15 protein-coding genes are annotated in these 17642 nt (G+C 52.4%); all 15 read left to right on the top strand.

Going from position 1 to position 17642, the window contains the following annotated elements; translation table 11 throughout:
* Window positions 1-6: 6 nt before the first annotated feature.
* The 15 genes from J1778_RS20540 to dndE all read left to right on the top strand — a co-directional run bounded on the left by J1778_RS20540 (window position 7) and on the right by dndE (window position 17604).
* Window positions 7-744 carry a T6SS immunity protein Tli3 family protein gene (locus tag J1778_RS20540; protein ID WP_217174735.1) on the top strand — a complete coding sequence of 246 codons (738 nt, stop codon included), beginning with the start codon at window positions 7-9 and terminating at the stop codon, window positions 742-744.
* Window positions 741-1472 carry a T6SS immunity protein Tli3 family protein gene (locus J1778_RS20545; protein ID WP_217174736.1) on the top strand — a complete coding sequence of 244 codons (732 nt, stop codon included), beginning with the start codon at window positions 741-743 and terminating at the stop codon, window positions 1470-1472. The genes J1778_RS20540 and J1778_RS20545 overlap by 4 nt, the downstream gene beginning before the upstream one ends.
* Window positions 1469-2200, top strand: a complete 732-nt coding sequence (locus J1778_RS20550; RefSeq protein WP_217174737.1) for a T6SS immunity protein Tli3 family protein — start codon at window positions 1469-1471, stop codon at window positions 2198-2200. Before J1778_RS20545 ends, J1778_RS20550 begins: the two co-directional genes overlap by 4 nt.
* 112 nt (window positions 2201-2312) lie before the next feature.
* Entirely contained in the window at window positions 2313-2567 is a 255-nt protein-coding gene (locus J1778_RS20555; protein ID WP_217174738.1) for a PAAR domain-containing protein, read from the top strand.
* On the top strand, window positions 2564-3979 hold the full coding sequence (locus J1778_RS20560) for a hypothetical protein (RefSeq protein WP_238484823.1): 1416 nt from the start codon (window positions 2564-2566) through the stop codon (window positions 3977-3979). The genes J1778_RS20555 and J1778_RS20560 overlap by 4 nt, the downstream gene beginning before the upstream one ends.
* Window positions 3972-7340 carry an ImcF-related family protein gene (locus J1778_RS20565; RefSeq protein WP_217174739.1) on the top strand — a complete coding sequence of 1123 codons (3369 nt, stop codon included), beginning with the start codon at window positions 3972-3974 and terminating at the stop codon, window positions 7338-7340. The genes J1778_RS20560 and J1778_RS20565 overlap by 8 nt, the downstream gene beginning before the upstream one ends.
* On the top strand, window positions 7327-7860 hold the full coding sequence (tssJ, locus tag J1778_RS20570) for a type VI secretion system lipoprotein TssJ (protein WP_217174740.1): 534 nt from the start codon (window positions 7327-7329) through the stop codon (window positions 7858-7860). Before J1778_RS20565 ends, tssJ begins: the two co-directional genes overlap by 14 nt.
* The gene (gene tssF / locus J1778_RS20575; protein WP_217174741.1) at window positions 7860-9635 is read left to right on the top strand and encodes a type VI secretion system baseplate subunit TssF; all 1776 of its coding nucleotides are present in this window, start codon (window positions 7860-7862) and stop codon (window positions 9633-9635) included. The genes tssJ and tssF overlap by 1 nt, the downstream gene beginning before the upstream one ends.
* Window positions 9599-10699, top strand: coding sequence for a type VI secretion system baseplate subunit TssG (gene tssG / locus J1778_RS20580; protein ID WP_217174742.1), 1101 nt, complete (start codon window positions 9599-9601; stop codon window positions 10697-10699). Before tssF ends, tssG begins: the two co-directional genes overlap by 37 nt.
* A gap of 17 nt (window positions 10700-10716) precedes the next feature.
* Window positions 10717-11442, top strand: coding sequence for a hypothetical protein (locus J1778_RS20585; protein ID WP_217174743.1), 726 nt, complete (start codon window positions 10717-10719; stop codon window positions 11440-11442).
* Window positions 11439-12068 carry a hypothetical protein gene (locus J1778_RS20590; RefSeq protein ID WP_238484824.1) on the top strand — a complete coding sequence of 210 codons (630 nt, stop codon included), beginning with the start codon at window positions 11439-11441 and terminating at the stop codon, window positions 12066-12068. Before J1778_RS20585 ends, J1778_RS20590 begins: the two co-directional genes overlap by 4 nt.
* 461 nt (window positions 12069-12529) lie before the next feature.
* Complete coding sequence (gene dndB / locus J1778_RS20595) at window positions 12530-13615, top strand: DNA sulfur modification protein DndB (protein WP_217174744.1); 1086 nt, start codon at window positions 12530-12532, stop codon at window positions 13613-13615.
* A complete protein-coding gene (dndC, locus tag J1778_RS20600; protein ID WP_217174745.1) occupies window positions 13612-15246 on the top strand; it encodes a DNA phosphorothioation system sulfurtransferase DndC in 1635 nt (544 codons plus the stop codon). Before dndB ends, dndC begins: the two co-directional genes overlap by 4 nt.
* Window positions 15236-17245 carry a DNA sulfur modification protein DndD gene (gene dndD / locus J1778_RS20605; RefSeq protein ID WP_217174746.1) on the top strand — a complete coding sequence of 670 codons (2010 nt, stop codon included), beginning with the start codon at window positions 15236-15238 and terminating at the stop codon, window positions 17243-17245. Before dndC ends, dndD begins: the two co-directional genes overlap by 11 nt.
* Window positions 17245-17604 carry a DNA sulfur modification protein DndE gene (gene dndE, locus J1778_RS20610; protein ID WP_217174747.1) on the top strand — a complete coding sequence of 120 codons (360 nt, stop codon included), beginning with the start codon at window positions 17245-17247 and terminating at the stop codon, window positions 17602-17604. Before dndD ends, dndE begins: the two co-directional genes overlap by 1 nt.
* The last annotated feature ends 38 nt before the right edge of the window (window positions 17605-17642 follow it).

The following is a 17642-nucleotide window of genomic DNA, read 5'->3' on the forward strand; positions in this document are numbered from 1 at the left end:
GGTTAAATGAAAATGTTAAATAGATTTTTGATATTGGCGAGCCTGTTCGGTATCTCCGCTTGCGTTCACAGCGCCAATAATACCTCTCCCCCCCCTACACAGGTGGTTTACCGTTTTGACGATCATCGTTACCTGGAACTCACCGGTTTTAACTGTGAAGGGGGACTTACATACACCGATACGAAAAAAAATATCCATACCGTAATTTATGAAAACTCAGACCGGTATCGGGTATATACAAAGACCTTTATCCACCCTTCAGAGCGCTACATTGTTATCCCTGTATATGGTGAAAGCGAAAGCCTTACCATATCCAAAGATTACGGACAAACATGGGAGGGGGCGCGTTTTTCACCGGGCGGTGGCGCAGACCCTTACGGTAAGCGAATCCCCGCCAGAAAAACAGCATATGGAATGGACGTTGTTGCAGGCGAAAATACCTCGCCTCTGTATGAAGACGTAATCTCTTTTACTGTCATCAACGATCAGGGGTTTATGCTGACCAAATGGGGCGATATCTACATGAGCTCCAAACCATTTGATGAACCCAATACGCATGGCGGCAAGTGGGGGAAAGACTACCTTTCACTGGACGCAATTCAGAACTACCGTTCAACATTTGCTGACAGAAAGAACTTCCAAAATTTACCTACTAAGGTCCCAGCAGTCAAAAATTATACCGGTTGGGACAAGATGCGCTGTAATCCCGATTTAGGATTACCTGCATCGGAGCAGGGAAAATGAGACGGGTGATCATACTTTCAGCCTTCACGGCACTTAGCGCATGCCAAGCAGCTCAACAGCCGCCGCCAACGCAAGTGGTTTACCGTTTTGACGATCATCGTTACCTGGAACTCATCGGTTTTAACTGTGAAGGGGGACTTACATACACCGATACGAAAAAAAATATCCATACCGTAATTTATGAAAACTCAGACCGGTATCGGGTCTATACAAAGACCTTTATCCACCCTTCAGAGCGCTACATTGTTATCCCTGTATATGGTGAAAGCGAAAGCCTTACCATATCCAAAGATTACGGACAAACATGGGAAGGCGCGCGTTTTTCTCCCGGTGCAGGTGCGGACCCTTACGGAAAACGTATTCCTGCAAGAAAGGGAAGAAATGGAATTGATTTAGTCGCAGGCGAGGCTGACTCTCCAACTTACGATGATATTGTTTCTTTTACTGTCATCAATGATCAGGGTTTTATGCTGACAAAATGGGGCGATATTTATATGAGCTCCAAGCCTTTCGACGCCTATGACCCAGAGGGGCACGGTGGAAAATGGGGCAAAGAATATGCTTCATGGAATTCATTTGCTGGTCCTGAACGCTGGACAATCGATTCAGACAGAAAAAACTTTCAGGGCATCCCCAATAAAGTTCCTGCAGTCAAAAACTACACAGGTTGGGACAAGATGCGCTGTAACCCTAATTTAGGATTGCCTGCATCGGAGCAGGGAAAATGAGACGGGTGATCATACTTTCAGCCTTCACGGCACTTAGCGCATGCCAAGCAGCTCAACAGCCGCCGCCAACGCAAGTGGTTTACCGTTTTGACGATAACCGCTTTCTCGAACTCACCGGTTTTAACTGTGAAGGGCGTCTTCAGTACATCGATACAAAAAGGAATATTACTACTGATGTCTATGATGGTTACTCAGGTTATCGGGTCTATACCAAAATTTATATTCATCCATCAGAACGCTATATCGTCATCCCTGAGTATGAGGATCTGAGTACTTTCACTATTTCAAAAGATTACGGGAAAACTTGGGAAAGAGCGCGTTATTCCCCTGGAGCCGGTGCAGATCCTTATGGGAAACGAATCCCAGCAAGAAAAACTGCGTCCGGAATGGAAGTAGTAGCAGGGGAAAATACTTCCCCTCTGTATGAAGACATAATCTCATTAACTGTCGTCGCCGATCAGGGTTTTGTCCTGACAAAATGGGGCGATATTTATATGAGCTCCAAGCCTTTCGACGCCTATGACCCAGAGGGGCACGGTGGAAAATGGGGCAAAGAATATGCTTCATGGAATTCATTTGCTGGTCCTGAACGCTGGACAATCGATTCAGACAGAAAAAACTTTCAGGGCATCCCCAACAAAGTTCCTGTAGTCAAAAACTACACAGGTTGGGACAAGATGCGCTGTAATCCCGATTTAGGATTACCTGCTTCGGAACAGGGAAAGTGATGTCCATCGCACCCAATGAGAGTCATCGAGTGAACAGAACAAGCAACTCAGTACCGGATAAGACTATCGCTGAATTCAGCAAAAAATAATCTATTAAGGAAAGGAGTCCTTTATGCGCGGAGTCATTCGCTTAGGCGATCCCCATACGCACGGTGGCAAAGTCAGCTCAGCGTCAGGTGCCATCTTTGAGGGGAAACCGGTGATGTTAGCCGGTGATACCGTCAGCTGTTCTCAGCATGGCACTGTACCGGTGAATCAGGGGCATCCGACCTGGAAAATGAACGGCAAAGCCGTGATTGTGGACGGTTGTGTTGCGCAGTGTGGTTGCATTCTCACAACAACCCTGCCGAACGCCGGAGCGCTATGATGAACTGGCGTCTTCCGGATATGGACCGCAAAACCCTGCCCAAACTTCCTGCCTGGTGGTGGTGGCTGGCGATACCGTCAGCATGTGTCGCACTCGCTGCTATCGCGTTGTTTTTCACCTGGCCGGTTCAGCGTGGATTTACCAATCTGCGATTTTGGTTCTGGCTGTTGCTGCTGCCGGTGTTGGTCTCCACTGCGGTGATGGCCTTTGTGCTCAGTGCGGCTTTACAGGCAAGTCGTCAGACTGACTGGCGGCATCTGTTTATTGACCGCAAATATGCCCACTGGCAGCACTGGGGACGCCGGTCTTTGCGACTGGTGGCATTCCACTGTCTGACGCCTGAATCCGACGTGGCCAGTCGTACCCTCGGCCTGGAGGGTATGCCGCCGCAGGCACCGTCTAAGTCCGAAGATATTATGCTGACCGTTCCGGTCTTGATCGGTGAATCACCGCTCAAAAGTGTCATCATCCAAACGCTGACGCCAATGCACAGCGCCTTGCGTGCCCTGCCCGCCGTGGAGATATGGCTTTATGGTAATGTCGACGAAAAGCAGACAGTTCCGGCCATAGAGCATTACTGGAATCAACAGCTTAACAAGCGAATTAATCCTGAGAATATCCACCTGCAGGATAAGGTTCCTGACGCCACATTACTGCATACCTGGTGTGATGAAGACATTTCCATCCCACGCCTGGTGATTGCCCTGCATTTGCTTGACGGCAAAAGCCAGGCCAGTGCCAGCAGCTCCGCCCTGCTCTTCCAGAGGTCTTCCGGGCCGGTGATAAAAGCCCCGCCTTTCCGACCGGTATACCTGTTCCGCCCGCTGGTGACACAGTCGCACGACCTCGATGCGGACTTCCCGCGATTTCTGGCCACCGGCCAAACCGGGGCCAAACGTCTGAGCCATTTGTGGGATGCCGGGTTGCACAGCCGGGAGCGCGGCGCCCTGCTGGCTCTGCTGGATGAACACGACGTGATGCTGCCGGCACAGGGGCGTCACGATCTGTCCCTGTTGTTAGGCCCTGCAAGTCCTGCCTCCTTCTGGCTTGCTCTGTGCCTCGCGGCGCAGGGATGCGATTTAGGCCAGCGCGGCCAGCTGGTCGCTGTACAGTCTGAGGAGTCCATCAGCCTGGTTCAGCTCAGCACCCAACCTGCTGCGCCCGTGAACATGCCTGTCGATACGATTTCACGCTATCCGCTGGCCTATCTGGCGGGGATCGTGGCCGTGATGCTGGCACTGATATTACTCCCCGCCGATCGTGATACGCAGATGGGCATGCTGCCCTGGCTGGGTGGCGGACTGGTGGTTGTCGCGGCCTTAATGAGTTTCTCTGTCCCTCTGGCACTGCGCTTATGGCGTAAGCGGCTCGATGTGGAATGGCACCTGCTGGAACAACAACGTCATGACTAAAAGCCTTCACCTGATGCTGGTGGTGATGCTCGCCCTGGCCCTGAGCCTCCTGTGGCTGAACGCGGACGGAGAAACCCTCACCCACGGCGTGGTCTGGTGGGCAACCGGCGTCATCCTGCTGAGCTATTTTCTGCTGGCCCGCTACGCCTTCGCCCTGGAACTGCTCGATTTTAACCGCCCGCCCGAGACACAGGACGACGCGCGCATCACGGCGTTTGATACCCTGCGTTTCACCCTGCGTCACCGCTGTGGCTGGCACTGGAAGCACAAACAGCCGTGGCTATTGGTCACCGGTGAGGCGGCGGTGGTGGAAAAAGTCGCCCCCGGCCTAACGCAGGCGCGCTGGCAGGAAAGCCAGAATGCCGTCCTTATCTGGTGTGGCGAGGCTGACGCGCTGGATTTAGCCGCCGTCACGCAGCTGCGCGACATGCGCGGGCGCCGCGCCTTTAACGCCGTGCTGTGGGTCACCGATGTGACGGCAGAGCCACAATACCTGTGGACCACGCAGCCGGTGCCTAATCAGACGCTGCCGGGGGGCAACAGCGACGCAGTCTATCGTCAGTTTATCGCGCTCGGGCGCACCCTCAGCTGGCGTCCGCCAGTGTTTGGTGTGTGCCTGAGTGAGCCGCAGTGGGAACAGGACGACCGCCCGGTGCAGAGTATCGGCTGTCACTGGCCGGCGGGCACGCCGGTCTCCCTTGATGACCAGCTCAGTCAGCTGGCCGCCACGCTCATTCCACAGTGCATTGCGCAGCTGAACGAGAACAAACGCTGGGCCTGGTTGCTGCAGCTGTCAGGGGATCTGAAACACCACACCGGCGCGTTGCTCAGGCAGCGTTTTCAGCCGTGGCTCGGTGAGCATCAGCGCGTGCTGGCCGGCGGCATCTTCTTTATGCCTGCTGCCCCTGAATCAGCTTCTGTTCAGCAAAGCTCCCACGCCTGCTATTTGTCCCCCGCCTGGAACGGCGTTATCGCGCAAAGCCGGACGCAGCAGGGTCGCCGCGACCACCTGTCTACCGGTGACAAACTGGCCATCGGCACGCTGACGCTGGCGGGGCTGTGGGTACTCGGCATGGGAATATCTGCCTGTGCCAACCGCACGCTTATCGCCGACAGCCAGGCGCTGCTGCAGGCGGCCCGCACGCCGGCTCCGATGTCCGACACGCTGACCCGCAGCGTCGCCCTGCAGGACAACATTGACCGCCTGCTGTGGTGGCAGCAAAACGGCTCGCCGTGGCTGCACCGCTTCGGTCTCGATCAGCGCGACGCGGTGATCGAAGCACTGTGGCCCGCCTATACCCGGCAAAGTCAGGCTCTGCTGTTAACGCCTATGGTTAACGCGCTGAAAGACCGGCTGCAGGCGTTTGTGTCCCTGCCGCCCGGCTCTGCCGAACGACGTTTGTCCGGGAAAGTGGCCTATCAGCAGCTGAAAGCCTACCTGATGCTGATGCATCCTGAGCACGCCGATCCGGCCTTTATGCAGCCGGTGCTGTCTCCTCTGTGGACGGCGCCGGACGGCGTGGCTCCGGGAGAATGGCTGGCCCGTTCGGACAAACTGCTCGGTTTTTACCTGCAACAGCTGCCGCACCATCCGCAGTGGAAGCTGCGCGCCGATGACCCGCTGGTGGCCAACGTGCGCACCATTCTGCGCAGCCAGAAAGGTATCAGCAACAGCGAAAACGCGCTGTATCAGCAGGTGTTACTGAGCATGTCGCCGCACTATGCCGACGTCACGCTCGACAGCCTACTTGGAGAGTCTGCCGGCGGTCAGTTGTTCTCCACCGATGACACCCTGCCGGGCATGTTCACCCGTGAAGCCTGGGAGGGGGAAGTCAGCGACGCGATTGATAAAGCGGCTGCGGCACGCCACGTCACCTCCGACTGGGTGCTGGATGATAAAGGCGAACAGCAGCTGCTGACCAAAGACCAGCTGCAGTACCGCCTGACCGAACGCTACTTTGCCGATTACACCAGCGCCTGGCTCAATTTCCTCAACAGCATCCGCTGGAACACCAGCGACTCGCTGAGCACCTCCCTCGATCAGCTGACCCGGCTGGCCGATGCCCGCCAGTCGCCGCTGCTGGCCCTGAGCCGCACCCTGCGTTATCAGGGCGCGGCCGGTCAGCATCGCGAAGCAATGGGGGACTCCCTGCTGAAATCGGCACAAAAGCTGGTGTCGAAAACCACGCCGGACGCCGGATTTGCCGGCGGGCGCAATGACCCGACCCGCGTGCTGAGCGAGACCTTCGCCCCGCTGCTGGCCGTATTACCGCCGGAAACCCCGGCGGCAGGTGAAACGCCTGCAGCACAGAATACCGCCGGCGTCTCCGTCAGCAACTACCTGCTGCAGGTGTCACAAACGCGATTGCAGCTGATGCAGGTGGCCAATGCCTCAGACCCGCAGGCAATGGCACAAAGCCTGGTCAAATCCGCCTTCAACAACGGTGACACCACGCTGTCGCAGGGCCGTCACTACGCGCAGCTTCTGGCAGCCAGCCTGGGTGGCGAATGGAGCAGCTTTGCCGACGCCGCGTTTGTCCAGCCGCTGGAACAGGCGTGGAACGGCGTGATGACTCCGGCACAGCAGGGGATCAACAGCGCCTGGCAGGTTCAGGTGCAGAACCCGTGGCAGGCGGAATTTACCGGACGCTACCCGTTCGATAACACCAAAAATGACGCCGACTTCACCCAGCTGGCTCACTACCTGACGCCGGATACCGGCCTGATTGACCAGTTTATTACCCGGCAACTGGCCGGCGTGCTGGAAAAGCAGGGTGACAGCTGGGTACCTGACCCGCTCAACACCCAGGGAATGCGCATCAACCCGGACTTCCTCAGCGCGGTTAACCAGCTGAGCCAGCTCGGCCGCCGCGTCTTCCCGCAGGGTAAACCCGGCGTGACCTTTGAGCTGCAGATCCGCCCAACCCCTAACGTGGTGGAAACCGACCTGCAGATTGACGACGCTGTCCTGAAGTACTTTAACCAGCTGCCGGGCTGGCAGACGTTCCGCTGGCCAGACGCCGCCAGCGATCACCCGCAGGTGTCCCTGACGTACTCACGGGTCGCGGCATCAGGGAAAAGCGCCGACGCCTTCCAGAACTATTTTCAGGCGGACGGCGGCTGGGCCTGGCTGCGTTTACTCGATAAGGCGCAGGTTGAACAGCTCGACAGCAGCCGCTATCGCCTGAGCTGGCAAACCGCCACCAGAGAGACGCTGAACGTGGTGTTACGCACCCAAAGCGGCAGCGGCCCGCTGGAACTGCTTACCCTGCGACGCTTTAAGCTGCCTGCCCAAATATTTACCTCTCCGGGCATGGCCACGGACAATGCGGAGGACACAACGCGCCATGACGCCCAATAATGTCCAGCGACTAAGACGCGGCACCGCGCTGTTATTACTGCCCTTGCTGATAAGCAGCTGCGGCCTGACGCAGCGCGTGGGCAACGGCGCCTCTTCGGTCGCCGATGCCGTGCTCTACCGTAAAATAGACACCTTGCATCTGAAGCTGACCTCCCGCGCCGCGCTCAACAGCAACGAAGGCGGCGAGGCGCTGCCGACGGTGGTGCGCGTTTATCAGCTCAAAGACCGTAAAACCTTTGATACGGCCAGCTACGCCGCCCTGCTCAGGCAGGACAACTCCGTGCTGGCCGCTGACCTGCTCGACCGGCAGGTTGTCCAGGTGATGCCGGACGCAGAGGCGACGGTGGCCGTGCCGCTGCATGCCGACGCGCAGTTTGTCGCTGTGGTGGCCCTCTTTATGGCACCGGATGTCACCAACAACACCTGGCGGCTGGTTCTCGAACGCAATGACCTCGATGACAGTAAAGACCGGATCGTTGAGCTCAATGACAACCGGCTGCAGCTCAGGAAAAATCAGTAATGGAAGACGATTTCTTAAAATATTTTGACGGCGAAATGCGCTACCTGAAGGAAGCCGGGCTGGAGTTTGCCAAAGAATTCCCGGAACTGGGACGCGCGTTAGGTCTGGACGGCACTCCGGTTCCGCGCGATGACTCGGTCGAACGGCTGTTCCAGGGTTTTTCTCTGATGATGGCGAAACTGCGGCAGAAGATAGATGACGATATTCCCGAGCTTACCGAGCCGCTGCTCTCGCACCTGCTGCCGGTGATCAACCGCACCCTGCCCTCCACCGCGATTGTCGAACTGACCCCTGCCGAGCCGGAGCTGCATGTGCGTGAGGAAATATTGCCTGCTGAGAGCGATTTGTTAACCCGGCCGTCAGGCAACGCCCGTCAGCGCTGCGTTTATCGCACCACCCGTGACCTGAAGGTGCATCCTTTTGCACTCGACAACGTTTCGTTATTCACCCTGCAGGAAGGCCAGCAGGCGCTGAAACTGCGCTTTACCCTGCCCGCCCTCACTGAAATCCGCCGCGCCGACTGGCAAAACATCAGCCTGTATCTCAACGGCGACCGCGTGCTGCAGTCTGCGCTGTATCTGGCTCTCAGCCGTCAGGTAAAGCGGGTGAACGTGCGGTTCTGGCAGGAATCAACCGAGCTGACGCCGGTGGACGTGCAGTTTTTGCCGCGCTGGCAGGCAGAAAATGACGCCTCAGTCTGGCCGGAAAGCGACAGCCCGGCCCTGTGCGGCGAAGTGCGCCCGTGGCTGGAATATTTCACTTCCCCCGAACGCTATTTTTTTATGCAGCTGCGCGGGCTGGAGGCCCTGACCTTCCCGTCTGACACCACCTCGTTTGATATCGAGGTGACGCTCAGCGAACGCTGGCCGTACGATTTGGCCGTGCCGCCGGATGCCATCCGCATGCACTGTGTACCGGTGATTAACCTGTTCCGCCTGCTGGCCCAGCCGCTGTCCGTGACCACCGCGGTCTGCGATTACCGCCTGCGGCCGCACCGGCTCAGCGACGGCCATACCGAGATTTATGCGGTCAATGACGTCGCGGAAGTGACCGAAGACAACGCTGAATTCAGCTACGTGCCCTACAGCCAGTTTCGCCAGAAAGGCGGCATGCTCCAGTATAAGAAAAACTGGCCCGACCGTTATTACCACACCCGCATGTACCGCGGAACGTCCGGACTGAACGAGACCATTTTAATGCTCGGGGGACGCACTCACGAGGCGCAGAACGGCCTGAAAATGCGCCTGAACATGACCTGTACCAACGGCGCCTGGCCGCGCATGGCATTGCAGGAGAGCGTATTCGACGGCGAAACTACCCTGGGTAATCTTGAGCTGAAGTGTGCGACCCGCACGCGTCCCTCGATGCCGTATTACCCGCCGACCGCTGAACTTTATCAGTGGCAGGTGCTGTCGCTGCTGCATCCGCAGGCCATCGCCGGGCTGATGGAAACCGACACGCTGCGTCACGCGCTCAGCCTGCTGGACTGGACGTATAACCCGGACAATGCCCGACGCATTGCAGGCATTACGCACGTTGAATACGTACCGTCGCACTACCCCGCTGAAGGCTGGCACGGCGTGGCCATCCGCGTAACGCTGGACGAACATCAGTTCTGCGGTCAGGGCGATGCCCTGCTGTTTTGCGAGATACTGGAGCAGTTCTACACCCAGTACGCCGATATCCGCCGGTTCATTCAGCTGACGGTGACGCTCAGTCAGTCCGGGACACAATGGTCATGGCCGGAACGCCGCCTGACGCGGGTGCTGTTCTGATGACGCCAGATGATTTTGATGACGATGCAAAAAAGAAAGAGAACATCCTGAAGGAATTCTGGCAGGACAAAGACGGTAACGACCGGGCGCACGCCTTTAATTTCTACCGTTTCTGCCAGCTGCTGGAAAAACAGCTGACCGGGAGTGAACCTCTCGGCAGCACCTTCTCGCCGAAAAACGACGCGGTGCGCTTTCGCCCGCATCCGGGGATGGGTTTTCCGGTCAGCGAGCTTAAAGCCGTCGAAACGAGCGAAGAACGCCCGGACGCACCGCCGACGGTACGCACCACCTTTATGGGACTGTACGGCGTGGACTCGCCGCTGCCGACCGGCTACATCGATGACATTACCCAGCGACGCGAAGGTCACGAGGCGCTGGAAGCCTTTTTAGATATCTTCAACCACCGGATGATGACGCAGTTTTACCGCATCTGGCGAAAGTACAATTATCCCGCCACCTTTAAAAACGGCGGTACCGACAAAACGTCGCGCAGCCTGATGGCCCTGACCGGCATCACCGACAGCGGCGACGTGCCCGCCTCGCGATTACTGGCGTTATTGCAGCCGCTGGTCAGAACCACCCGCACGGCGGAAGGGATTGTGAGCGTGATCCGTACGCAGGCACCGAACACGAGGGTCACCGTGAAACCGCACAAGGTCACGCGGATGCTGGCAGGAAAACGGGCAAGATTCTCGCTTTCAGAGCAACAAAGGTTGGGCGATCATCTGGTTCTGGGCAGTCATACTGAGGATGCGAATTACTGCATTGGCGTAGAGATGTTCACCGAGGATCCGATCGAGGCCAAAGGCTGGCTGCCCGGCGGTCAGTTGCGTGAAGACGTTTTTACCCTGCTGCGTGTGTATCTGGGATGTGATTATGACGCCAGCCTGAAGTTGACCATCCCGATAGAATTGGCTCCACTGCCACGCCTGGGCGACCGTTCGTTGCTGATGGGATATAACGTGGTGATGGGGTTGCGGGAAGATAATCTGGATGACATGCCGGCAGAGGTGACGATGAAGTTGGGCAGGATCCGGGATAAGAAAAATAACAAAATGATTTAATTAACAAGGAGTGCCACATGTTAAATGCCATTCTGGAAGGAAAAGCGGGCAGGATAATGCTCGATGGCGGTGAACCACAAAGCTGGCGAACCGTTTTTCAGTCTTATGAGGATTTACTCACAGCAGCAATCTGGAGCCGCGTTAGCTATTTATCCCCGGCAGCAATGGATCAGTTTTTTTCAGCGATGCTGGGAATTAACAGGGACAGTTGGGGAAAATTTGAATCCATCACTTTCTGGCCCAAATATGTTTTCCCTGATCCTGCTGATGAGAAGATGCAACCCTTTCTTTCAGGAGACGAACGATTTGCCGAACCCGATCTGGTGATCGCTTTTGAGCATACGGCGCTGATCATTGAAGTCAAACCACCGGCTGGCGGCAGGCAATATCTGCAGCAATGGCGGAAAGAACTCTATACCTATCTGGCGGATGACAACGCCAAAGACAGCGTTCACTTTCTGGCGCTGGGCAATTTACCGGCCACTGCAGAGAACTGGTTTCAGGAACTAAAAACACAGTTTCCGCAGGTAGAGTTTCATGGCACGGAATGGCGCAGGGTTCGGGAGGTTTTCCAGTACGCAGAGTGGGAAGCGCCACAGGATAAGCGCATCGTCGCAGATTGCCTGAAGGCCCTTGCGCTCTACGGCATCCGGGAACCTCTGCTCCCCTGGCAACGATTCCATCAATTTATGGCAGATACACCGCTTTCCAATAATTTCTCATTTTTGAAGGAACAACAATGATGCACGACCCTTTTGCTCAGGTCCGACAAGCCCACCGCATCTGCGGGGCGTATTACCAGCATATACTGCCGATGATCAACGAAGTCGCACAGAAAATGGAGGCATCGTTTCTGCTGTGGGACACCTGGAGTTTCAACAAGCCGCCCCGCCGCGGGGCAAATCCGCTGGAAAACTGGAAATGGGACTTCCTGCCTATAATGGACGTTTCGTTTGTGTTCAGTAAACAGCAACAACCCAACACGCCGATGAAAGCGACCGACTATGTGCTGGACTTTAAGCTGGTGACGGACAGCGAACTGGAATGTGACCAGCGTGTGTTGCAATACGGTGAAGATGACGAACCGCCAGCCACAGGATTGAAAACCACGTCGGAAGAAGCCAAAAGCTATCTGAATGTGTATCTCTTTTCTGCGGTAAACGATGATGCCACTTACGCATCCCCCGAAGACCTGTGGGGCAACTATGACGGATATCCTGAGACCGTTTCAAAGATGCAGTTATCGGATGATAAGAGCATCAAAGGCATCGGATTTTCTGTACCGCTGGCCGAGATTGCTGATGATGGTGGGGTGAATCGGCTAGTTGATAAGATTTCAGAGCACAGGAAATGCCTTATGGGACGCTGAGATTCGGTGACAGTCCGTAGATAAAAAAAGAAACTCATATATCGAACACCGGTTAAGTTAATTAGAAGACCTAATAATATTCCTCAGCGGAGTGTCAACTCATGGCTATAAATCGATACTCCGCAGCTTAAGTCTAGTTTAAAAGTTCTTCCCCCCATTCCTGCTCGATGCCGTATCAGCGACCAGACTTATCGCTTCCTAAAATCATTCACCAAATTTAACCACTTGAAATTAGTTAAAAAAATCAAAAACCACTTCCCCTTATCAGAAGTTTATCTCTGGCTTTAGTTCCACCATCAGCCCTTGTGAGTGCCTAGTACCAGTAACGTTAAAAGCGTTATCTTTGAAGAGAATTCAATAAAATCCTTATCAAATCCTTGTCTTTTTTACGTAAAAAACAATAATATTAAGGTAGCAAACGTTTTTTTTTACGTAAAAATTTTTCTTCAGGAAGCAAGAATATGGCAACCTTTGACACTGATTATTGCTACTCCTTCCCTGCGGTGCGAGGGATCCAGGCAGGTCGCCCCTTCTACATCGCCACTTGCCCTATGCGAATCATTCCCAAAATCTTCAGTTTCGACGAGAATGAAGTACCGCCTGAGTTGCGTGCACAAAGAACGCTAAATAAAGCTCGCATTCCAGAAATGGTCCGCTACTTGCTTGAAAATCCGAGTGATTATGTTTTCTCAGCTCTCACAGCCTCCATTGCGGTTGATGTGCAATTTGATGAGTTTGAAAATTCTAATAACTTAGGAACGCTACGAGTGCCTATGGAAGCCCAGATTTTAATCAACGATGGCCAGCACCGTAGGAAAGCGATCGAAGATGCCCTGGAAGAACGGCCCGAGCTGGGACAAGACAACATCCCCGTTTTATTTTTTGTAGATGAAGGACTTAAACGCAGTCAGCAAATGTTTGCTGATTTAAATAAATACGCAATTAGGCCAAGCCCCTCTCTCGCGACACTCTATGATCACAGAGATATTAGTTCGAATTTATCACGATACCTGGCAATGAACATTGAGCCGTTTATCGGGTTGACTGAAATGGAAAAATCCAGCATCAGCAAGTTTTCCAATAAGCTATTCACCCTCAGCAGCATCAAGCAAGCTACGCGCTCTCTGCTAGGAAAAGATCCCAAGGCCAACGATGTAGAGCAGTGTTCTGACCTTGCAGCCCAATATTGGCAAGCGATATTTCACGTCATGCCAGACTGGCAACTAGCTGCAAAAAAAGAGGTATCTCCTGCACAGCTTCGCCAAGAGTATGTCCATGCGCACGGTATAGGGCTACAGGCTCTAGGGTTGCTAGGAAATTGCTTACTTTCTGAACACCCTGATTTATGGCAAAAAAAAATAGCGACACTAAGAGAATTTGACTGGCGAAAAAGTAGCCCAGATCTAACCAAACGCGCCATGCAACATGGTAAACTTAGCAAAACTACGGCTTCTATTCAGCTTACCTGTAATGCTCTAAAAATCGCATTATCGCTTCCCCTTTCTAACGAAGAACAAGAGCTTGAAGCTCAAATGGCTATCTCATGAGTAAACTAGTTCAGGCCCACGATCTGGGCGATTATGAAGACTTCATCAATCAAGAGAACTTTGCCGGGAGACCCCTGGCAGAATATGTATCTGAAGTACAACGTATCTATTGTGCTGATAAGCGCCCGTGGGTAATTGGTTATAGCGGGGGGAAAGATTCCAGTGCCGTCATTACCTTGGTATATCTCGCTCTGTTAGGACTACCGCCAGCTATGCGGCAAAAAGACGTATTTCTGGTTTCATCCGACACATTGGTAGAAACCCCTGTCGTCGTCGATTTGATCAAGAAAACTATGTTGCGAATTGAAGCTGGTGCAAAACGCGCCGGGCTACCGATAACGCAGCATTCAGTCATGCCGAAAACTCATGAAACCTTCTGGGTTAATCTACTGGGTAAAGGTTATCCGGCTCCAACTCGCAGTTTCCGCTGGTGTACTGAGCGAATGAAAATCAACCCGGTCAGTGATTTTATCAAAGATAAAGTCAGCCAGTTTGATGAAGTCATTGTGGTTCTCGGTTCACGCAGTAGCGAAAGCGCATCCCGTGCACAGGTCATCGCCAAACACAAAATTGATGGCACACGCCTCGCGAGGCACACCACACTCGCTAATGCATTTATATATACCCCTATTGATACCTGGGACACTGAAGACGTATGGAAATTACTTCGAGGTGCATTCCGTTATTGCCCAGATGATATCGATGAGTGGGAAAATCCATGGGGGGGGAACAACCGCCCGTTGTGGACGCTATATATGGACTCTTCCGCGCAAGGAGAATGCCCACTCGTTATCGATGACAGTACTCCATCTTGCGGAAGTTCACGCTTTGGTTGCTGGACCTGTACTGTTGTTACAAAAGATAAGGCGATGGAAAGCCTGATCCAAAATGGTGAAGTATGGATGTCGCCGTTGCTGAAATACCGGGATCTTCTGGCATTCACCACCGATCCTGTAAATAAGGACACTTACCGAAATTATAAGCGTCGTAGTGGCAAGGTCAGTTACCAGTATGCAAAAGACGGTGAGGAAATAAGTGCTGAACGCAAGCACGTTCCTGGCCCTTACTGGATGAAATACCGTCAACAGTGGTTGAAAGATCTACTTGAAATTGAGCGTGATATGAATGCTCAAGGCCATACCATCACGTTAATTACTCAACCTGAACTACATGCAATTCGCCAGGAATGGTTGAAAGATCCTAATGAACCCGACTGGTACGACACTTTGCCTGGTATTTATCGCGAAGTGTACGAGAAGGATTTAGATTGGGTGGTAGATGACCAGTCTCGATTTGATGCCAGCGATGCTGAATTACTCATGCAAATAGCCCAGGGATTTGATGTTGTTCCTGAAATGGTTATGAAACTGATCGAGCTTGAAGTATCGATGGAAGGTCTTAGTCGCCGTCAGGGTATCTTTGACAAACTCGGCACAATCCTGAAACAAGATTGGGGTAGCCTGGAAGAGATCAAACAGCAGCAGGTAGCGTTGCAAACTCGCAATGAGCGTGATGTTCATCAGGAAGAAGTTATGAAACTGGAGAAGGAACTTCACGAACTACAACGCCGAATTGTTGATGCTGGTGAATTCCCTGTTCTTGCTGGTGAGGAAAAAGAAAGTGTTAATTAAGCAACTCGTGCTGAATAATTTCCGGGTATTCAGCGGTTCCCATACCATCGACCTAGCGCCAAGAACGCGTTCCCATGAGGCACATTCCCGGCCAATTATTTTATTTGGTGGTTTGAATGGTGCGGGAAAAACTTCGATTTTATCTGCCATCAGATTGGCTCTTTATGGTCGATTAGCTTTTGGTTCTTCCACACAGCAACAGGACTACATTGAGCAACTGAGCGAGTTGATTCATAACGGTGCTGAAACCACTCAGCGCCCAAAAGACGCGATGATCGAACTGACATTTACCTATAACAAAGGCGGTCAGGAGTCAGAATTCACCGTTACCCGTAGTTGGATCAAAGGCAAAAAAGATAAACTTTCATTGCAAGAGAATGGGCAACCTCGTAGTGAATTGGACTATGATCAATGCCAGGGATTTCTAAACGAGTTAATCCCTCATGGTATTGCTGATCTCTTCTTTTTTGATGGTGAGAAAATTGCAGAGTTGGCGGAAGATGAATCCGGAAATATTCTGAGAACTGCTGTACGTCGTCTGCTGGGATTAGATCTAATCGATAAACTGCGCAATGACTTAGTGATATTTGTTAAGCGTCAGCAATCGAGCCAGTTAGAAGGCTCTCAACAACAGCAACTGGCTGAGCTTGAGGATCAAAGCAAAATGCTGTCTTATCAGACAGAAGCATTGCTAGAAAAAGCAGACTTCGCGAAAATACGAGCTGATTTTCTTTCCAAAGATATTAGTCGATATGAAGGCATGTTAAATGCACAAGGCGGTGCCTTTGCGCGGACGAAGACACAAGAAAAACAGAAAGTTGAGACGCTGTTAAAAGATAAAGAACGTTTGGAGAAGGAATTACGACATGAATGTGATGGTTCTTTACCCTATGCTCTCGCCCCAAACATTTTATCACGCCTATTAAACCAACTTGTTGAAGAAACAGAGATTAAGCAGGCAAAAAATTTCGAGAAAGAGCTTAGTCTTTTTTTATCTAAGCTTAAAAATGATATTTCCTTACGTTCCAGCAGCGAGAGCAGCACAAAAATAATTGCCACTGAAGCGATTGAAGACAATCTGAAAGAGTATATGTCTGCTAAACCTACAGGGGATTTACTATTTGATATCTCTGAGCGTGAAGTAGGTGTATTACAGCAATCTATCAAACAAGACAGTAAGAAAGCCTGGAAACGGTTTGAGCTTAATCGAAACCAACTAGCAGAAATAGAACAGCAGCTGGAGCAGGCAGCTGCAAATATTGCACGAGCACCGGAAGATGATCAGTTGCTCGATATTTTCGAGAAGCTGCGGGAACTTGATCGCCAACGGGAAGCTGAGCGACAAAAATATCGCGCCCTTCTCGAAGAGGCAAAACAGACTAAACAACAACAGCTGGATTGTGTCCGTCAGATACAAAAAGCCCATGACTCAACCAGAAATCAACATAGCTTTAGCAGCGCATTTAAGAATGCTCAAGAGACGATCAATTTACTGGACCGCTATAGTGAAGTATTGACGCAGGCCAGAGTCAGAACGCTGTCAACGAACTTTGAATTGGCCTACCGTAAACTGGCCCGTAAAGAAGACCTGCAACTTTATTCACATATCAATCCTGAGACATTTGATGTCGAACTTGTTGACGAAAAAGGTACTGTTATTAACCGTAAGCTCCTTTCAGCTGGTGAGAAACAGATATATGCGATCGCTATTCTCGAAGCGCTTGCAAAAACTTCTGGTCGGGATTTACCAGTGATTATAGATACGCCGCTAGGTCGCCTGGACTCTCAGCATAGGGATAAATTAATTAACCATTACTTCCCTTATGCCAGTCATCAGGTTGTTCTTCTTTCTACCGATACTGAAGTGGATGAACGTTATTTTGTCGATCAGCTGCGTGATGATATTTCTCATGCTTATGAGATTGTTTTTAATGCGAATACAAAGTCATCGACTCTCAAGCCAGGCTATTTTTGGGAATTAACCAAGGAGGCAATCTGATGCTCCCAAATCGAATGGCACTTAGCCGTCAGACTGAAGAACAGCTTAAAAAGCTAAAGGGATATACCGGAATGACACCTAATGTAGCCGCCCGGCTGGCGTTTTTTCGCTCGGTTGAAAGCGAATTTCGCTACTCGCCTGAGCGCGATAGTAAGAAGCTGGATGGTTCGCTGATGCTGGATAAAATAACCTGGCTGGGGGAGACATTACAGACTACAGAATTGGTGTTGAAGATGCTTTATCCACAGATGACGCAGAAGGATATGATTAAAGCCTGGGCAGCACATGTTGAGGATGGGATTGCGGGGTTAAGAAACTATCGCTCGGTAAAAGATTTTGTATATGGAGTATACAAATAATGGAAAATAATAAGTCGATATTCACCCCATCTTTGCTA

Source organism: Rahnella bonaserana, assembly GCF_019049675.1.
GTDB classification, from domain to species: domain Bacteria; phylum Pseudomonadota; class Gammaproteobacteria; order Enterobacterales; family Enterobacteriaceae; genus Rahnella; species Rahnella bonaserana.

Excerpts from the sequence above, each read along its gene's own strand:
- tssF (WP_217174741.1), top strand. The coding sequence starts at position 7,860 with ATGGAAGACGATTTCTTAAAATATTTTGACGGCGAAATGCGCTACCTG.
- J1778_RS20550 (WP_217174737.1), top strand. The coding sequence starts at position 1,469 with ATGAGACGGGTGATCATACTTTCAGCCTTCACGGCACTTAGCGCATGC.
- J1778_RS20565 (WP_217174739.1), top strand. The coding sequence starts at position 3,972 with ATGACTAAAAGCCTTCACCTGATGCTGGTGGTGATGCTCGCCCTGGCC.
- dndB (WP_217174744.1), top strand. The coding sequence starts at position 12,530 with ATGGCAACCTTTGACACTGATTATTGCTACTCCTTCCCTGCGGTGCGA.
- tssG (WP_217174742.1), top strand. The coding sequence starts at position 9,599 with ATGGCCGGAACGCCGCCTGACGCGGGTGCTGTTCTGATGACGCCAGAT.
- J1778_RS20585 (WP_217174743.1), top strand. The coding sequence starts at position 10,717 with ATGTTAAATGCCATTCTGGAAGGAAAAGCGGGCAGGATAATGCTCGAT.
- tssJ (WP_217174740.1), top strand. The coding sequence starts at position 7,327 with ATGACGCCCAATAATGTCCAGCGACTAAGACGCGGCACCGCGCTGTTA.
- dndC (WP_217174745.1), top strand. The coding sequence starts at position 13,612 with ATGAGTAAACTAGTTCAGGCCCACGATCTGGGCGATTATGAAGACTTC.
- J1778_RS20540 (WP_217174735.1), top strand. The coding sequence starts at position 7 with ATGAAAATGTTAAATAGATTTTTGATATTGGCGAGCCTGTTCGGTATC.
- J1778_RS20560 (WP_238484823.1), top strand. The coding sequence starts at position 2,564 with ATGATGAACTGGCGTCTTCCGGATATGGACCGCAAAACCCTGCCCAAA.
- J1778_RS20545 (WP_217174736.1), top strand. The coding sequence starts at position 741 with ATGAGACGGGTGATCATACTTTCAGCCTTCACGGCACTTAGCGCATGC.
- J1778_RS20555 (WP_217174738.1), top strand. The coding sequence starts at position 2,313 with ATGCGCGGAGTCATTCGCTTAGGCGATCCCCATACGCACGGTGGCAAA.
- J1778_RS20590 (WP_238484824.1), top strand. The coding sequence starts at position 11,439 with ATGATGCACGACCCTTTTGCTCAGGTCCGACAAGCCCACCGCATCTGC.
- dndE (WP_217174747.1), top strand. The coding sequence starts at position 17,245 with ATGCTCCCAAATCGAATGGCACTTAGCCGTCAGACTGAAGAACAGCTT.